Origin of the sequence: Bacillus sp. D7-8, from assembly GCF_052055895.1 — a bacterium.
Classification (GTDB): Bacteria; Bacillota; Bacilli; order Bacillales; family Bacillaceae; genus Bacillus; species Bacillus velezensis.
In genome coordinates this window covers 3,518,506-3,533,621 of sequence record NZ_CP179922.1, presented here as the reverse complement: position 1 = coordinate 3,533,621, position 15,116 = coordinate 3,518,506, and the positions used below count along the sequence as shown (strand labels likewise).

Here is a 15,116-nt window from a genome sequence, read left to right as displayed (position 1 = left end):
CAGAATAAAATGCCATTTTATTTACGCTCCGCAGCTATCTTCTTATGGAAGGAGACTATCATGGAAAAGTTGAATATTGCCGGCGGCGATCCGTTAAACGGAACCGTACATATCAGCGGCGCGAAAAACAGCGCCGTCGCATTGATACCCGCAACCATTCTGGCAAATTCCGAAGTAACGATCGAAGGGCTTCCGGAGATCTCAGATATTGAAACGCTGCGTGACCTGCTGAAAGAAATCGGCGGAAACGTCCATTTTGAAAAAGGAGAAATGGTCGTCGACCCTTCCCCGATGATCAGCATGCCGCTTCCCAACGGCAAAGTGAAAAAACTCCGCGCTTCCTATTACTTAATGGGCGCGATGCTGGGCCGCTTCAAACAGGCGGTCATCGGACTGCCGGGCGGATGCCATCTCGGGCCGCGGCCGATTGACCAGCACATCAAAGGGTTTGAAGCGCTTGGGGCGGAAGTCACCAATGAACAAGGCGCGATTTATCTGCGCGCCGAAAGGCTGAGAGGCGCACGGATTTATTTAGATGTCGTCAGCGTCGGAGCGACGATCAATATCATGCTTGCCGCTGTACTGGCTGAAGGTAAAACCGTGATAGAAAACGCCGCCAAGGAACCTGAGATTATTGATGTTGCCACATTGCTCACCAGCATGGGCGCAAAGATCAAAGGCGCGGGAACCAATGTAATCAGAATCGACGGCGTAAAAGAGCTGCACGGATGCAGGCATACGATCATTCCGGACAGAATTGAGGCGGGCACCTTTATGATCGCCGGCGCCGCGATGGGGAAAGAAGTCATTATTGATAATGTCATACCGACTCACCTGGAGTCTTTAACGGCGAAGCTCAGGGAAATGGGTTTTCACATTGAGACGAGTGACGATCAGCTTCTTATGCTCGGCGGGCAGAAGCAGATAAAACCGATCGACGTAAAAACGCTTGTTTACCCGGGATTCCCGACTGATCTTCAGCAGCCGATGACATCTCTGTTAACGAGAGCCAGCGGCACGAGCGTCGTAACCGACACCATCTACTCGGCCCGATTTAAACATATAGATGAGCTGAGACGGATGGGGGCCAACATGAAAGTGGAAGGCAGGTCGGCCATTATCACCGGTCCGGCCGAGCTTCAGGGCGCAAAAGTAAAGGCGAGCGATCTGCGTGCAGGCGCTTGTCTGGTCGTCGCCGGGCTCATGGCTGACGGCGTAACCGAAATTACCGGTCTCGAGCATTTAGACCGCGGCTACAGCAATCTTGAGAAAAAACTCGAAGGTCTGGGCGCCACAATCTGGCGGCAAAGGCTGACGGACGAAGAGATAGAACAGCTCCAAAATTCATAGAAATGCGGACTTTTGAGAGGAGATCGTGTTGAAATGGAAAGAAGCTTATCGATGGAATTGGTTCGAGTCACTGAAGCGGCGGCTTTAGCATCTGCCAGATGGATGGGCCGCGGGAAAAAAGATGAAGCTGATGATGCGGCGACAAGCGCAATGCGTGACGTGTTTGACACGGTGCCGATGAAAGGCACGGTCGTGATCGGGGAAGGCGAGATGGATGAAGCGCCGATGCTTTACATCGGCGAAAAGCTGGGAAACGGATACGGCCCGCGCGTCGATGTCGCAGTCGATCCTCTTGAAGGCACAAACATCGTAGCGAGCGGCGGCTGGAATGCGCTGACGGTGATCGCGGTCGCCGACCATGGAACACTGCTGAACGCCCCGGATATGTATATGGAAAAAATCGCGGTCGGTCCCGAAGCGGTAGGCTGCATCGATATTGAAGCGCCTGTCATTGATAACTTAAAAGCCGTTGCGAAAGCGAAAAACAAAGACATTGAAGATGTCGTGGCAACCATTTTAAATCGTGACAGACATGAAAAAATCATCTCTGAATTGCGTGAGGCGGGCGCCAGAATCAAACTGATCAACGACGGTGATGTCGCGGGCGCCATCAATACGGCCTTTGACCATACGGGAGTAGACATTCTCTTCGGTTCAGGCGGGGCTCCTGAAGGCGTGCTGTCTGCCGTTGCGTTAAAAGCGCTCGGCGGCGAAATCATCGGCAGGCTTCTGCCGCAAAGTGCGGAAGAGCAGGCCCGCTGTGAGCGAATGGGCCTTGATGTATCCAAAGTGCTCCGGATGGAGGACCTTGTGAGAGGGGATGACGCCATTTTTGCCGCAACGGGCGTCACGGACGGAGAGCTGCTGAAAGGCGTTCAGTTCAAAGGCTCCGTCGGCACGACTGAAAGTCTGGTCATCCGGGCGAAATCAGGAACGGTCCGATTCGTTGACGGAAGACACAGCCTGAAGAAAAAACCAAATCTTGTGATCCGGCCATAAATAGAGAAAAGCGGGACGGAAAGTCCCGCTTTTCTTTTGCAATAAAGAGTCAACCCTATCATTTATATGTCAAAGCATTATTTAAGTTGAATAATTTTTTGAAATGAGGTAAAAATAAAGAGTGCTGCGATTTTTCTGTGTCATTCCTTCTTTTGAGTACTGGGAAATTTTCAAATTCTACCGCATACAGACGATATAAATATTGATCTTCTCAAGTTTTTGTCCTCGCTTCCTTCAAAACTCATTAAGACATTCCTTTTTTAAAAAAGCGCCGATCATGGGTGGAAGTGTTACCGATAGAAGTTCCTGAACGTTTTATAAAAGAATGTGCTTTGGCGGAATCATGCGAAGCAGCCGATTTGAATGAAAACAGCAATACATTGACTATGAAAAGCGTGGTGTTTTTATGAAAGACGTATCTATTTCCTCTTTGGAAAATATGAAATTAAAAGAACTATATGAACTGGCCAGACATTATAAAATCTCCTACTACAGCAAACTGACTAAAAAAGAATTAATCTTTGCCATTCTGAAAGCCAACGCCGAGCAGGAGGATCTTCTGTTTATGGAAGGCGTGCTCGAAATCATCCAATCGGAAGGATTCGGCTTCCTCAGACCGATTAATTACTCGCCAAGCTCAGAAGACATCTACATTTCTGCTTCCCAGATCCGCCGCTTTGATTTAAGAAACGGTGACAAAGTATCCGGCAAGGTGCGTCCGCCGAAAGAAAACGAACGCTATTACGGACTTTTGCACGTTGAAGCGGTAAATGGAGATGATCCGGAATCTGCGAAAGAGCGCGTCCATTTTCCTGCGCTGACTCCGCTTTATCCGGACCGCCAAATGGTGCTTGAGACGAAACCGAATTATCTCTCAACAAGAATTCTCGATATGATGGCTCCCGTCGGTTTCGGCCAGCGCGGTCTGATCGTGGCGCCGCCGAAAGCCGGTAAAACCATGCTGTTAAAAGAAATCGCTAACAGCATTACGACAAATCAGCCTGACGCTGAATTGATCGTTCTCTTAATTGATGAAAGACCGGAAGAAGTAACGGATATTGAACGTTCCGTAGCGGGCGATGTCGTCAGCTCGACGTTCGATGAAGTGCCGGAAAATCACATTAAGGTAGCGGAGCTTGTGCTTGAACGGGCGATGCGTCTCGTTGAACATAAAAAAGACGTTATCATTCTGATGGACAGCATTACCCGACTGGCACGGGCCTACAACCTCGTTATCCCGCCAAGCGGACGTACGCTTTCCGGCGGGATTGACCCGGCTGCGTTCCATCGTCCGAAGCGCTTTTTCGGTGCCGCGAGAAACATTGAAGAGGGCGGCAGTCTGACCATTTTGGCGACGGCGCTCGTAGACACGGGCTCCCGGATGGATGACGTCATCTATGAAGAGTTTAAAGGAACGGGCAACATGGAGCTTCACCTTGACCGTTCTCTTGCGGAAAGACGGATTTTCCCGGCGATCGATATCCGCCGCTCCGGCACACGGAAGGAAGAGCTGCTCGTGCCGAAAGAGCATCTTGACCGTTTATGGGCGATCCGCAAATCGATGTCTGATTCTCCGGACTTCGCAGAGAAGTTTATGAGAAAAATGAAAAAAACAAAAACGAATCAGGAATTCTTCGATCTGATCAACCAAGAATGGAAGCAGGCAAACCTTTCATCATCAGCCCGCCGCTGATAAAAAATGTATTTGCAAATGCAGTAAATGACTGATATAATTCTCTCATATGCGTTCCGGATTACTCCGGAATAATAACTCTGTTTCCACACGGGATTCAGGGCGGAAGGAGATGGATACAATGAAAGCAGGAATTCATCCTAATTTCAAAAAAGCAACAGTTAAATGCGCTTGCGGAAATGAATTTGAAACAGGCTCAGTAAAAGAAGAGGTACGCGTTGAGATTTGCTCTGAATGCCACCCATTCTACACTGGACGTCAAAAATTCGCTTCTGCTGATGGTCGTGTTGATCGCTTTAACAAAAAATACGGTCTTAAGTAATAATAGATTTTACAGGCAGGCAAGAATTGCTTCTTGCCTGTTTTTTATGTCCATAAACAGGAAAAAAAGGGGAGCGGATAGCCTATGTACATAATGAAGCAAAGCGGATGGCTTGAGCTGATATGCGGCAGCATGTTCTCTGGGAAATCAGAAGAGCTGATCCGCAGAGTGAAAAGAGCGACATATGCGAAGCAGGAGGTCAAGGTGTTCAAACCTGCCATTGATAATCGCTACAGTGAGGAGGCCGTCGTTTCTCACAACGGCACATCCATGACAAGCCACGTCATCTCGTCTTCGGCTGAAATATGGGATCATATCAGTGAAAGCACCGACGTCATCGCGGTAGATGAAGTGCAGTTTTTCGGCGAATCGATCATCGGCGACTTATCCTCGCTTGCGGATAAAGGCTATCGTGTCATCGCGGCCGGACTTGATATGGATTTCCGGGGAGAGCCTTTCGGCGTGGTGCCGAATCTGATGGCGGTTGCCGAATCGGTGACGAAGCTGCAGGCGGTCTGCTCCGTTTGCGGATCGCCGGCAAGCCGTACGCAGCGTTTGATTGACGGGAAGCCCGCTTCCTATGATGATCCGGTCATTTTAGTCGGCGCGTCGGAGTCATACGAAGCGAGATGCAGACATCATCACGAAGTGCCGAAAAAAACAGACTGATAAATAACCCTTTTCATGAAAACATCGGTAAAAAACCCGGTGTTTTTTTGACGTTTTTTCAAAAATTGTAGTTAAATAACTTAAAAAAGAGTATGAAAAAATTAAGTAATTTTCATCTCTTGAATTTTCATTTTTACAGGCATAAAATGACTAAGTAATGTAAATAGTTATGAGACATTGTTCGAATAATTGTCAAAAAAAGATATAGCAGATCGCGATCACACTAGCCAAAATGGGTAATTACTTAACTTTGTTAACTATTTGAAGAAAGAAGGAGATTTTCTTGAATAATATTAAAGTAACGAAGGAAGGCAACTTAGAAACTACTTTAAGAGGAAAAGAAGTTCTATCTATCCCTACTTTAAATAAAGGTGTTGCGTTTTCAGCAGAAGAAAGAAAAAGCCTTGGATTAGACGGGCTGCTTCCTCCGACAATTCTGTCTCTTGATGAGCAGGCAAAACGCGCATACGAGCAGTTTCAAGCTCAGCCGGACCGCCTTCGCCAAAACGTGTATTTGAATGATTTGCAAAACCGTAACGAAGTTCTTTTCTTTAAATTGCTTCAAAACCATCTTCGTGAAATGCTGCCGGTTGTTTACACACCGACTGTCGGTGAAGCGATTCAAGAATACAGCCATGAGTACAGAAGACCTCAAGGGATTTACCTTTCTATTGACAACGTGGAAGGGATTGAAGAGGCATTTGAAAACCTTCATGCCACTGCCGGAGATATTGATCTGATCGTTGCGACAGACTCAGAAAGCATCCTCGGAATCGGTGACTGGGGTGTAGGCGGTATCAACATCGCCATCGGTAAATTAGCGGTATACACAGCTGCTGCCGGTATTGACCCAAGCCGTGTTATTCCTGTCGTTCTTGACGTCGGTACGAACAATGAAAAACTTCTGAACGATCCTTTATACATCGGTAACCGCCATGAACGTATCCAAGGCGAACGTTACGAAGCTTTCGTTGACGCTTATGTAAAAGCTGCGCTTAAATATTTCCCTAAAGCTCTTCTTCACTGGGAAGACCTTGGAAACAAAAACGCGCGCAATATCATGAAGAAATACAATCATGAAATTCTTACATTCAACGATGACATTCAAGGAACAGGTGCGATTACGCTTGCAGGTGTGCTTGCGGCTATGAAGAAAACAGGCGCGTCTATTAAAGACCAGCGTGTGGTTGTCTTCGGTGCTGGATCTGCCGGAATCGGAATCGCTGACCAAATCCGCGACACTATGGTGCTTGCCGGTCTTTCTGAAGAAGAAGCCAACAAAGCGTTCTACACAATGGACTACAGAGGCTTGTTAATTGAAGGTATGGAAAACATTCTTGATTTCCAAGAGCCGTACCTGCGCACAGCTGAAGAAATTAAAGATTGGAAACGCGATGAAAATGGACAAATTCCTTTCATTGAAGTGATCCGTCAAGCGAAACCGACAATCTTAATCGGTACATCAGGCCAAAGCGGCGCGTTCAGTGAAGAAATCGTCAAAGAAATGGCAAAACACGTTGAGCGTCCGGTCATCATGCCGATGTCTAACCCGACACCGCTTGCTGAAGCCGTTCCTAGCGATCTTTTCAAATGGACTGACGGCAAAGTGCTTGTGGCGACAGGAAGCCCGTTTGACAATGTAGAGTACAATGGCGTTTCTCATGAAATCGGACAATCTAACAACGCATTCGCGTTCCCTGGACTTGGTCTCGGTTCAATCGTTGTAGAAGCGAAAGTAATTACTCCTGCAATGTTTGCGGCAACTGCTGACGCAATCGCAGAAAGCGTTGATTTTGAAACACCGGGTGCAGGCCTTCTGCCGAGCATGAGCGACTTACAAGAAGTTTCAATTAAAGTTGCGATCGCCGTAGCGGAAACTGCCATTAAAGAAGGCGTGGCAAACCGCATTCCTGAAAATGTAGAACAAGCCGTTCTTGATGCAATGTGGAAACCGCAATATAAACAAGTTGTCGCTAAATAATTTTTACGATTAATTTTACAGTCCGAGGGAAAGCTTTTATGTAAAGGCTAAAGTATACGGACATTAAGGATTTGGAGGAGAACATTTTGAGCTTCTTAGATATTTTAATCCTCCTGGCGCCGATCTTTTTCGTGATCGTGCTGGGATGGTTCGCAGGTCGCTTCGGAAGTTATGACGCGAAGTCAGCAAAAGGGGTAAGCACCTTAGTTACGAAGTACGCGCTTCCGGCGCATTTTATCGCTAGTATTTTAACCACTTCAAGAAGTGCGTTTTTATCACAGGTTCCTTTAATGGTCGCTTTGATCATTGGGATTGTCGGATTCTTTATCGTCATTCTGTTGGTTTGCAAATTTATCTTCAAGTATGATTTAACGAATTCATCTGTATTTTCTTTAAACTCTGCACAGCCGACATTTGCTTTTATGGGTATTCCTGTACTAGGAAGCTTATTCGGAGCAAGCGAAGTAGCGATTCCTATCGCCGTTACGGGTATCGTGGTTAACGCCATCCTTGACCCGCTTGCGATCATTATCGCTACTGTCGGTGAGTCATCTAAGAAAAAAGACACTGAAAACGAGAACTTCTGGAAAATGACTGGTAAGTCTATTCTTCACGGTCTTTCCGAACCGCTTGCGGCTGCACCGCTTATCAGTATCATTCTGGTACTCTGCGGTGTAACACTCCCTGGCTTGGGAGAAAAAATGCTTGATCAGCTCGGAAGCACAACGTCAGGTGTTGCGCTCTTCGCCGTCGGTGTAACTGTCGGTATCCGCAACATTAAGCTCAGTCTGCCGGCTTTCGGTATCGCTTTGTTAAAAGTTGCCGTTCAGCCTGCGCTGATGTACTTGATCGCTCTTGCAGTCGGACTTCCGGCTGACCAGATCACTAAAGCGGTATTGCTCGTTGCATTCCCTGGATCTGCGGTAGCGGCGATGATTGCCACACGTTTCGAAAAACAAGAGGAAGAAACTGCGTCCGCGTTCGTGATCAGTGCGATTTTATCTCTGATCTCACTGCCGATCATCATTGCGCTGACTGCATAATGAAAAGCTCCCTGTTTCAGGGAGCTTTTTTGATTAGAATTGAAATTTAAAAGGCGAAAATCTCGTTTTTTTTCTGGGTTTCTTATGTTCTGAAGAAGCGGCTGTTTCTGAGAGGGGAGCTGTCTGGGCAAGTTCCTGGATGCGGGAGGCCAATGTCTGCAATTCGGTATTGAGGTCGTCAATTTCCCGCCTGTGCTGAAGAAGCTGATAAGACACCCCTTCATCCGCCTTTTGTTTCAGCTGGCGTTCAAGCTCCTCTATCCTTGAAAGCAGATGGCTCTCACCTTGTTTCTCTTTCGTGAGAATGTCCAGTTTGCGCTCCAGCTCTGCCAATCTTTGTTCAGCGCCGCCATTGATTTTCGGACGCTGCAAAATGAAGCCTGTCCGTTTTTTCGGCTGCCGGGGCACTTGAACGTCCAGAAGGGCAGTGCCTTCAGAAATTTGCCGTTTGACCGATTTCAGCACATCAAGATCCTCAGGTGTAAAGGAATAATGTCCGAGCTCATTCCGTTCAGCCGGAAGATTCAGCTGCTTGACCCACCTTTGCACCGTTTTTGCGGAGACGCCGAGCTCTTTCGCGGCCATGTTTGTATTCATGATCACATACCTCCTTTTTGCTAGGTATTCGACCATGAGGCGGCGTTCCCTTCATGTTAGACAAAACAAGAAGGAATTCGCCAAAGAAAGCGGCATTTCTTCAAAAAACTTACGCTTCATACAATTCAAGCGGAAGCTTGTCGGGATCAAAGAAAAAGGTAAACCGTTTCCCCGTCAGCGGATCGGTTCTGATTGGTTCTGTGCCGACGCCCTTTTCCTTTAACTCTCTGACGGCTGCTTCAAGATCGTTTACGGTGAAGGCGAGATGCCGTAGACCCGCGGCTTCCGGTCTGGTCGGCCGTTCGGGCGGATCGGGAAAGGAAAACAATTCAATCGCGTACGCGCCGTCCAGCGCAAGATCAAGTTTATAAGATTCCCGTTCCTTTCGGTATGTTTCTTTTATAATGCCGAAACCGAGAATCTCGGTGTAAAAAGCTTTCGACTTTTCATAATCAGAGCATATGATTGCTATATGGTGGATGGATTTCAGCATATCCGCCCCTCCTTTTTTGCTTCAGTATAACAGAGGCGAATTGCTTTTGACTGGCGATAAGCCCTATACTATAATGAGAATGTTACGCACAGGAAAACAGAGGTGAAGACCGTGTTAGACCGTTTACAGTCAATTGAACAACGATACGAAAAATTAAATGAGCTTTTAAGTGATCCGGAAGTGGTCAACGATCCGAAAAAGCTTAGAGAATATTCGAAAGAGCAATCTGATATACAAGAAACCGTTGAAGTCTATAGACAATACAGAGACGCATCAGAACAGCTTGCCGATGCGAAAGCGATGCTTGAGGAAAAGCTTGATGCCGATATGAGAGAAATGGTGAAGGAAGAAATCTCCGAACTGCAGGGAGAGACGGAAACCTTATCAGAGCGTTTGAAAGTACTCCTCATCCCGAAAGACCCGAACGATGACAAAAACGTAATCATGGAGATCCGCGGAGCAGCGGGAGGAGAAGAAGCCGCGCTGTTTGCGGGAAATCTCTACAGAATGTACTCCCGTTATGCCGAAATCCAAGGCTGGAAGACTGAAGTCATGGAAGCAAACGTGACCGGAACGGGCGGTTACAAAGAAATCATCTTTATGATTACGGGAAAAGGCGCATACTCCAAGCTGAAGTATGAAAATGGCGCGCACCGCGTACAGCGTGTTCCGGAAACGGAATCAGGCGGCCGTATTCATACATCCACGGCGACGGTGGCGTGTCTTCCTGAAGCGGAAGAAGTAGAAGTGGACATCCACGAAAAAGACATCCGCGTCGATACATTCGCATCAAGCGGACCGGGCGGACAAAGCGTAAACACGACGATGTCGGCCGTACGCCTGACGCATTTACCGACCGGTGTCGTCGTATCCTGTCAGGATGAAAAATCTCAAATTAAAAACAAAGAAAAAGCGATGAAGGTGCTCCGCGCCAGAATCTATGACAAATTCCAGCAGGAAGCTCAGGCTGAATATGATCAGACCCGTAAATCAGCCGTCGGTTCAGGCGACCGTTCCGAGCGTATCCGCACATACAATTTCCCGCAAAACCGTGTGACGGATCACCGCATCGGCCTGACGATTCAAAAGCTGGATCAAATCCTGGAAGGCAAGCTTGATGAAGTGGTTGAAGCGTTAATCGTAGAAGACCAGTCAAGCAAGCTCCAGCAGGCGGAAAATTAAGATGAAGACCGTTTTTGAAGCCCTAAGCTGGGCTTCTTCTTATTTAACCGAAGCGGGAAGAGAAAAAAACGCGGCCGAGCTGCTGCTGTTAAATGATACCGGAATGGATCGGAGCAAGCTTCTCGCAAGTCTGCAGGAGGCCGTCGGCGAGGACGAGCTTTATCGTTTCAGGCGGCACGTGGAGATGCATAAAGAAGGTATTCCGATTCAATATATTATCGGGAAAGAACAGTTTTACGGCAGGGAATTTTTTGTGAATGACGATGTTCTCATTCCGCGTCCGGAAACGGAAGAAGTCGTCTTTCATCTGCTGGACAGACAGAAGCGGGCATTTTCCGAGGCAGAACGCCTGAACGTCATTGATATCGGTACGGGGAGCGGTGCCATTGCGGTGACGCTCGCCCTTGAATGCGGACATTTTTCAGTATCGGCTTCGGATATTTCAAAAGAAGCGCTGCAGGTGGCAGAAAGAAATGCGCAAAACCTCGGAGCGGACGTCTGTTTTTTGCAGGGAGATCTGTTAACTCCTTTTATTTCATCAGGGAAAAAAGCGGATATTATTGTTTCCAATCCGCCGTATATTTCTGAAGAAGAAATGGCGGATTTGTCGGATATCGTCCGTTTCCATGAGCCGCTTCATGCTCTTACGGACGGCGGTGACGGTTTGAAATTCTACAAGCGGTTTATGGAGGAGCTGCCTCTTGTCATGAAAGATAAAGCGCTTGTCGTCTTTGAAATCGGATATAATCAGGGGAAAGCCGTGAAAGACCTGTTCCGTCATTCCTTTCCGAATGCGGAAGTGGAAGTCGTACAGGACATCAACGGAAAAGACAGAACCGTATCCGCGGTCATTACATCATGAAAAAAGCCCGCCGGTGACGCACACGGCGGGCTTTTGTTACAATGGAAAGAAAATGAAAGGGGCATCCGCCTTGAAAAAAGCGTTCACCTTCGGATGTATACTCGCCGCCGCAGCTTATGCGGCGGGGGTTGTTCTGCCGTTTGGCGTTGACATCATTTTCGGCGCCGTTACGGCTGTTCTTATCGTCACAGCGATCATCGTTTCCGGGTTGGCCGTAAGCGGAGCGGAGCAGCGGGCCAATTATCATTCTGAAACAGAAGAAGGACGGCACGCCCGTTTAAAGATGGCCGCCGTTTTCTTTTGCGCCGCTCTCCCTTCAGCCGGCTGTCTGCTGATTACGCTTCTGTAGCCGGATTTTGTCTTTGCAGCAATACGGAATCCCATACCCAATAGATGACGGCTGTTAAAACCGCAAAGATATAAAAGGCTGAATTAGAAAACAGAGATTGGCCTGACGGCTGCAAAAGACCGAAGATGATCCCGTTTGCAATGAATGACACCCCTAAATAATAAAGAAAATACAGCGGATGAAATCTCTTCGGCTTTTTATTCAGAAAGTATTGAAGCGGCAGTGCAAAAATCAAATAAGGAAACAAAAAATAAAACGCCATCGAAATGAAAGCCGCGATAATGAATTGATGAACATACAAAATAGAATAAATGACAGACATACATGCCGCCGACAGCAGCACGGTGTAATTATATTTCATCTGAAAACCTCCTATCAAAATAATATCGTACCATATTTTGAATCTGTCAATGCAGATTATCAGCTTGCTAGATTTTTTTCTTCCCGCCGGTTTAAACTTTTTCCGTCATGTCCATAATGGGACTAGATAAAAAAAGCACGGAGAGGAACGGTGGGGACCGATGAAACAGACCATGATGATCTGCATATATATTTTTCTTTTATTATCAGGAGCGCTTGCGGGTTTGACAAAAGAAGAAACGGCGCGGGCATCAGCCAATGAGCCCGTTGTCATACCGGATGAAGCGATCCGGCTCAGGATTTTGGCCAACAGTGATAACGATGAGGATCAAAAGCTCAAGCGCCAGATCAGAGATGCTGTAAACAAGCAAATTACGGACTGGGTGAAAGATATCACTTCCATTGAAGAAGCGCGGCGGCTCATTCGTTCGAAGCTTCCTGAAATTAAAGAAATCGCCAAACAAACGATGAAAGAAAAGGGTGCGCATCAATCCGTTTCAGTTCAATTCAATAAAATCTCGTTTCCGACAAAGCTCTACGGCAATATGGTCTATCCGGCCGGAAAATATGAAGCGATTTTAATTACACTCGGCAATGGCGAGGGCGCCAACTGGTGGTGCGTCTTGTTTCCGCCGCTGTGCTTCCTTGATTTCTCAAACGGCGAAGCGGTGAAAGATCAGGAAGACGGCGGACAGAAGCAGGGAGAAACGCAGAAACAGACTAAAAAAGTGCTGGATGACGTAAAAACAAAGGCTGATAAAGCGAAGAAAGAAAATAAAGATGACGATGATACCGAAGTGAAGTTTTTCCTCGTCGATTGGATTTCAGATCTATTTTCCTGAAGTAAAAGGCATAAATCCGGATTCGATTCATAGATTGGAAGAAAGAGTTGATCGAAACGGAGGGAAATATATGTTTTATCAGCTGAGAGTGGCAAGAGATCAAGATACGGAGGCGCTGGAGGCCTTTTTGAAAAAGGCTGATACGGCACATGCGGAAATCGATCAGCAGATCAGCCGGTTTATCGTACTGGAAGACAGCGAAAAAATGATTGCCGCCTGTCTCGGGATCGAAAAATTCAGCGGCGGAAAAGGGCTTCTCCGTTCACTCGTCATGTCGGACAGGCTGAATCAAAGCCATATCGTTACACTGTTTCAAAGTATGGATGTGCTGTGCAAAAAACATGAGATTCAAGATGTCTACTTAGTCGCCAATCAGCCCTCATCTGCTGAGTTTCTGAATGTGATGGGATTTGAAGCGTGCGCTGATGCGCCTGATGAACTGTATACGTCCGAACATTTCCGCAACTCGTTATGCACAGAAGGTTCGTTTTTAATGGTGAAAACCTCTGCCTGATCTAACTTATACACAAGGTTATCCACTTATTAAAAAGTGTTGTCCACAGTTTGTGGATAACACTTGTTTTATTAAAGGACATCTTTTATACTTTCAAAAGGAATACACGAGAGAAAATAAAGTTTTACCGCTTTAAAATAAGGAGTTTGGTTATACATGAAAACAAGAAGATGGTTTGTGGATTGTTCCGCAGAATTATCCACAACCGATCCCCAGATTACACAAGCCGCGGAATTGCTGCGGCAGAATGAGGTTGTGGCTTTTCCGACAGAAACCGTTTACGGACTGGGCGCTAACGCTGAAAATACGGAAGCCGTAACGAAAATATATGAGGCGAAAGGAAGGCCGAGCGATAACCCGCTGATTGTGCATATATCCCATATCAGCCAGCTTGATCGTTTTATCAGCCATATTCCTGAGACGGCGAAAAAGCTTATGAAGCTATTCTGGCCGGGGGCGCTGACCCTTGTTCTGCCGTGTAAGCCCGGTGTGCTGTCACCCCGTGTCACCGCGGGACTTGAGACGGTAGCGGTCAGAATGCCTGATCATCCGGTAGCATTAGCCCTCATCAGCTCGGCCGGACTGCCGATCGCCGCGCCGAGCGCCAATTTATCAGGAAAACCGAGCCCGACGAAGGCCGAGCATGTAGCCCATGATTTAAACGGCCGCATTGCCGGCATTGTGGACGGCGGCGCGACGGGAATCGGAGTGGAATCAACCGTTCTGTCCTGTACGGGGAAACAGCCCGTGCTGCTTCGTCCGGGCGGCGTGACAAAAGAGCAGATTGAATCCGCCGCCGGTCCGATTCTTGTGGATAAAGGGCTGACCGAAGAAGATGAGGTTCCTATTTCTCCCGGTATGAAATATACACATTACGCGCCTTCTGCGCCGATGGCTATTGCCGTTGGCGGCGCCCGGAGAATTCAAGAACTGGCAGACGCATATAAAAGCCGGGGGAAACGAATCGGCATTTTGACAACAGAAGAGAACGCCGATAGTTACCAGGCTGATTATACCAAGGTCTGCGGCAGACGCGCCGACCTTGAAACAGTGGCGTCCGCCTTATACGATGCGCTCCGCAGCTTTGATGAAGCGGAAGTGGACATGATTATTTCTGAGTCCTTTCCGGATACCGGAGTGGGGCTTGCCATTATGAACAGGCTGATGAAAGCCGCAGGCGGCACCGTTATCCATTAACTTGTTCTACCCCTTATCGGACATGCATAAGCTAAACAAGCGGGCACGTCCAAGGGGGTTTTTATTTCATGTCGAATCTATTCATCGGGGAACTTGTCTCCTTAAGCATCATGGCATTTGCTTTGGGGACGGATGCCTTTTCCGTCGGGCTCGGAATGGGAATGATTCAGCTGAAGAAAAAACAGATTTTTCATATAGGGGTTGTCATCGGGCTGTTTCATGTCATGATGCCGCTTGCGGGAATGGCGGCCGGGCATCTGCTGTCCGGTTTTCTGGGGATGCTCGCCGTTTACATCGGCGGATCTCTTCTTTTCATTTTAGGGGTGCAGATGATCATCGCCGCGTTTAAACAATCAGACGGGCCGCTCATATCTCCGGCAGGCTCGGGACTGTTGCTGTTTGCGATCGGTGTCAGTCTGGACAGCTTTTCTGTCGGGCTCAGTCTCGGGATGAACGGCTCCAATCCATTTCTGGCCGTTACGCTGTTCGGGGTCTTCAGCACCGTTTTAACATGGGCGGGCCTTTTGGCGGGAAGAAAGGTGCAGTCGTGGCTCGGCTCGTACAGCGAAGCGCTTGGCGGAGCCATTTTGATCGGTTTCGGGCTGAAACTGCTTTTACCGGTATAAGATACGTAAAAAAAGAAACGAAGATGCCGTTTCTTTT

General features: G+C 47.7%; 17 protein-coding genes and 1 pseudogene. 15 read left to right on the top strand and 3 right to left on the bottom strand.

Going from position 1 to position 15,116, the window contains the following annotated elements; translation table 11 throughout:
• The first annotated feature begins 60 nt into the window (after positions 1-60).
• From ACKTRM_RS17460 to ACKTRM_RS17425, 8 genes and pseudogenes are all read left to right on the top strand, one after another.
• Positions 61-1,350: a UDP-N-acetylglucosamine 1-carboxyvinyltransferase gene (locus tag ACKTRM_RS17460; protein ID WP_012118669.1), complete on the top strand. Its 1,290-nt coding sequence runs from the start codon at positions 61-63 to the stop codon at positions 1,348-1,350.
• Positions 1,351-1,383: 33 nt separating this feature from the next.
• Positions 1,384-2,349, top strand: coding sequence for a class II fructose-bisphosphatase (glpX, locus tag ACKTRM_RS17455; protein ID WP_003151105.1), 966 nt, complete (start codon positions 1,384-1,386; stop codon positions 2,347-2,349).
• A 201-nt stretch (positions 2,350-2,550) separates the two neighbouring features.
• Positions 2,551-2,759 (top strand): annotated as a pseudogene (locus ACKTRM_RS17450) (hypothetical protein).
• Positions 2,756-4,042: a transcription termination factor Rho gene (gene rho, locus ACKTRM_RS17445; RefSeq protein ID WP_003151107.1), complete on the top strand. Its 1,287-nt coding sequence runs from the start codon at positions 2,756-2,758 to the stop codon at positions 4,040-4,042. Before ACKTRM_RS17450 ends, rho begins: the two are co-directional and overlap by 4 nt.
• A gap of 121 nt (positions 4,043-4,163) precedes the next feature.
• On the top strand, positions 4,164-4,364 hold the full coding sequence (rpmE, locus tag ACKTRM_RS17440; RefSeq protein ID WP_003151132.1) for a 50S ribosomal protein L31: 201 nt from the start codon (positions 4,164-4,166) through the stop codon (positions 4,362-4,364).
• An 84-nt stretch (positions 4,365-4,448) separates the two neighbouring features.
• Positions 4,449-5,033: a thymidine kinase gene (locus tag ACKTRM_RS17435; RefSeq protein WP_007614390.1), complete on the top strand. Its 585-nt coding sequence runs from the start codon at positions 4,449-4,451 to the stop codon at positions 5,031-5,033.
• A gap of 283 nt (positions 5,034-5,316) precedes the next feature.
• Entirely contained in the window at positions 5,317-7,014 is a 1,698-nt protein-coding gene (malS, locus tag ACKTRM_RS17430) for an oxaloacetate-decarboxylating malate dehydrogenase (protein WP_007407609.1), read from the top strand.
• 86 nt (positions 7,015-7,100) lie between these two features.
• Positions 7,101-8,057 carry an AEC family transporter gene (locus ACKTRM_RS17425; RefSeq protein WP_007407608.1) on the top strand — a complete coding sequence of 319 codons (957 nt, stop codon included), beginning with the start codon at positions 7,101-7,103 and terminating at the stop codon, positions 8,055-8,057.
• Positions 8,058-8,090: 33 nt separating this feature from the next.
• Here ACKTRM_RS17425 and racA read toward each other — a convergent pair whose 3' ends face one another.
• A complete protein-coding gene (racA, locus tag ACKTRM_RS17420) occupies positions 8,091-8,654 on the bottom strand; it encodes a chromosome-anchoring protein RacA (protein WP_012118668.1) in 564 nt (187 codons plus the stop codon).
• Between the two features lie 109 nt (positions 8,655-8,763).
• Positions 8,764-9,147 (bottom strand): SMU1112c/YaeR family gloxylase I-like metalloprotein, encoded by a 384-nt coding sequence (gloA2, locus tag ACKTRM_RS17415; protein ID WP_003151138.1) that lies wholly within the window; start codon positions 9,145-9,147, stop codon positions 8,764-8,766.
• Positions 9,148-9,258: 111 nt separating this feature from the next.
• On the opposite strand from gloA2, the gene prfA reads away from it, so the two are divergent.
• From prfA to ACKTRM_RS17400, 3 genes are all read left to right on the top strand, one after another.
• Positions 9,259-10,329 carry a peptide chain release factor 1 gene (prfA, locus tag ACKTRM_RS17410; RefSeq protein WP_003151139.1) on the top strand — a complete coding sequence of 357 codons (1,071 nt, stop codon included), beginning with the start codon at positions 9,259-9,261 and terminating at the stop codon, positions 10,327-10,329.
• A gap of 1 nt (position 10,330) precedes the next feature.
• Complete coding sequence (gene prmC, locus ACKTRM_RS17405; RefSeq protein ID WP_012118666.1) at positions 10,331-11,191, top strand: peptide chain release factor N(5)-glutamine methyltransferase; 861 nt, start codon at positions 10,331-10,333, stop codon at positions 11,189-11,191.
• A gap of 70 nt (positions 11,192-11,261) precedes the next feature.
• Positions 11,262-11,540 carry a DUF5316 family protein gene (locus tag ACKTRM_RS17400; protein WP_012118665.1) on the top strand — a complete coding sequence of 93 codons (279 nt, stop codon included), beginning with the start codon at positions 11,262-11,264 and terminating at the stop codon, positions 11,538-11,540.
• On the opposite strand, the gene ACKTRM_RS17395 is transcribed toward ACKTRM_RS17400, so the two are convergent.
• Positions 11,527-11,901 carry a UPF0715 family protein gene (locus ACKTRM_RS17395; RefSeq protein ID WP_012118664.1) on the bottom strand — a complete coding sequence of 125 codons (375 nt, stop codon included), beginning with the start codon at positions 11,899-11,901 and terminating at the stop codon, positions 11,527-11,529. The genes ACKTRM_RS17400 and ACKTRM_RS17395 overlap by 14 nt on opposite strands.
• 160 nt (positions 11,902-12,061) lie before the next feature.
• Between ACKTRM_RS17395 and spoIIR the strand changes: the two genes are divergently transcribed.
• From spoIIR to ACKTRM_RS17375, 4 genes are all read left to right on the top strand, one after another.
• A complete protein-coding gene (gene spoIIR / locus ACKTRM_RS17390; protein ID WP_012118663.1) occupies positions 12,062-12,742 on the top strand; it encodes a stage II sporulation protein R in 681 nt (226 codons plus the stop codon).
• A 70-nt stretch (positions 12,743-12,812) separates the two neighbouring features.
• Positions 12,813-13,256 (top strand): hypothetical protein, encoded by a 444-nt coding sequence (locus tag ACKTRM_RS17385; protein ID WP_007407603.1) that lies wholly within the window; start codon positions 12,813-12,815, stop codon positions 13,254-13,256.
• A 156-nt stretch (positions 13,257-13,412) separates the two neighbouring features.
• Positions 13,413-14,453: an L-threonylcarbamoyladenylate synthase gene (locus tag ACKTRM_RS17380; protein ID WP_012118662.1), complete on the top strand. Its 1,041-nt coding sequence runs from the start codon at positions 13,413-13,415 to the stop codon at positions 14,451-14,453.
• 68 nt (positions 14,454-14,521) lie between these two features.
• Positions 14,522-15,079 carry a manganese efflux pump MntP gene (locus tag ACKTRM_RS17375; RefSeq protein WP_012118661.1) on the top strand — a complete coding sequence of 186 codons (558 nt, stop codon included), beginning with the start codon at positions 14,522-14,524 and terminating at the stop codon, positions 15,077-15,079.
• The last annotated feature ends 37 nt before the right edge of the window (positions 15,080-15,116 follow it).

What these genes read in the sequence shown, in the direction of transcription:
- ACKTRM_RS17460 (WP_012118669.1), top strand. Translation starts at nt 61, where the DNA reads ATGGAAAAGTTGAATATTGCCGGCGGCGATCCGTTAAACGGAACCGTA.
- glpX (WP_003151105.1), top strand. Translation starts at nt 1,384, where the DNA reads ATGGAAAGAAGCTTATCGATGGAATTGGTTCGAGTCACTGAAGCGGCG.
- rho (WP_003151107.1), top strand. Translation starts at nt 2,756, where the DNA reads ATGAAAGACGTATCTATTTCCTCTTTGGAAAATATGAAATTAAAAGAA.
- rpmE (WP_003151132.1), top strand. Translation starts at nt 4,164, where the DNA reads ATGAAAGCAGGAATTCATCCTAATTTCAAAAAAGCAACAGTTAAATGC.
- ACKTRM_RS17435 (WP_007614390.1), top strand. Translation starts at nt 4,449, where the DNA reads ATGTACATAATGAAGCAAAGCGGATGGCTTGAGCTGATATGCGGCAGC.
- racA (WP_012118668.1), bottom strand. Translation starts at nt 8,654, where the DNA reads ATGAATACAAACATGGCCGCGAAAGAGCTCGGCGTCTCCGCAAAAACG.
- gloA2 (WP_003151138.1), bottom strand. Translation starts at nt 9,147, where the DNA reads ATGCTGAAATCCATCCACCATATAGCAATCATATGCTCTGATTATGAA.
- prmC (WP_012118666.1), top strand. Translation starts at nt 10,331, where the DNA reads ATGAAGACCGTTTTTGAAGCCCTAAGCTGGGCTTCTTCTTATTTAACC.
- ACKTRM_RS17395 (WP_012118664.1), bottom strand. Translation starts at nt 11,901, where the DNA reads ATGAAATATAATTACACCGTGCTGCTGTCGGCGGCATGTATGTCTGTC.
- spoIIR (WP_012118663.1), top strand. Translation starts at nt 12,062, where the DNA reads ATGAAACAGACCATGATGATCTGCATATATATTTTTCTTTTATTATCA.
- ACKTRM_RS17385 (WP_007407603.1), top strand. Translation starts at nt 12,813, where the DNA reads ATGTTTTATCAGCTGAGAGTGGCAAGAGATCAAGATACGGAGGCGCTG.
- ACKTRM_RS17380 (WP_012118662.1), top strand. Translation starts at nt 13,413, where the DNA reads ATGAAAACAAGAAGATGGTTTGTGGATTGTTCCGCAGAATTATCCACA.
- ACKTRM_RS17375 (WP_012118661.1), top strand. Translation starts at nt 14,522, where the DNA reads ATGTCGAATCTATTCATCGGGGAACTTGTCTCCTTAAGCATCATGGCA.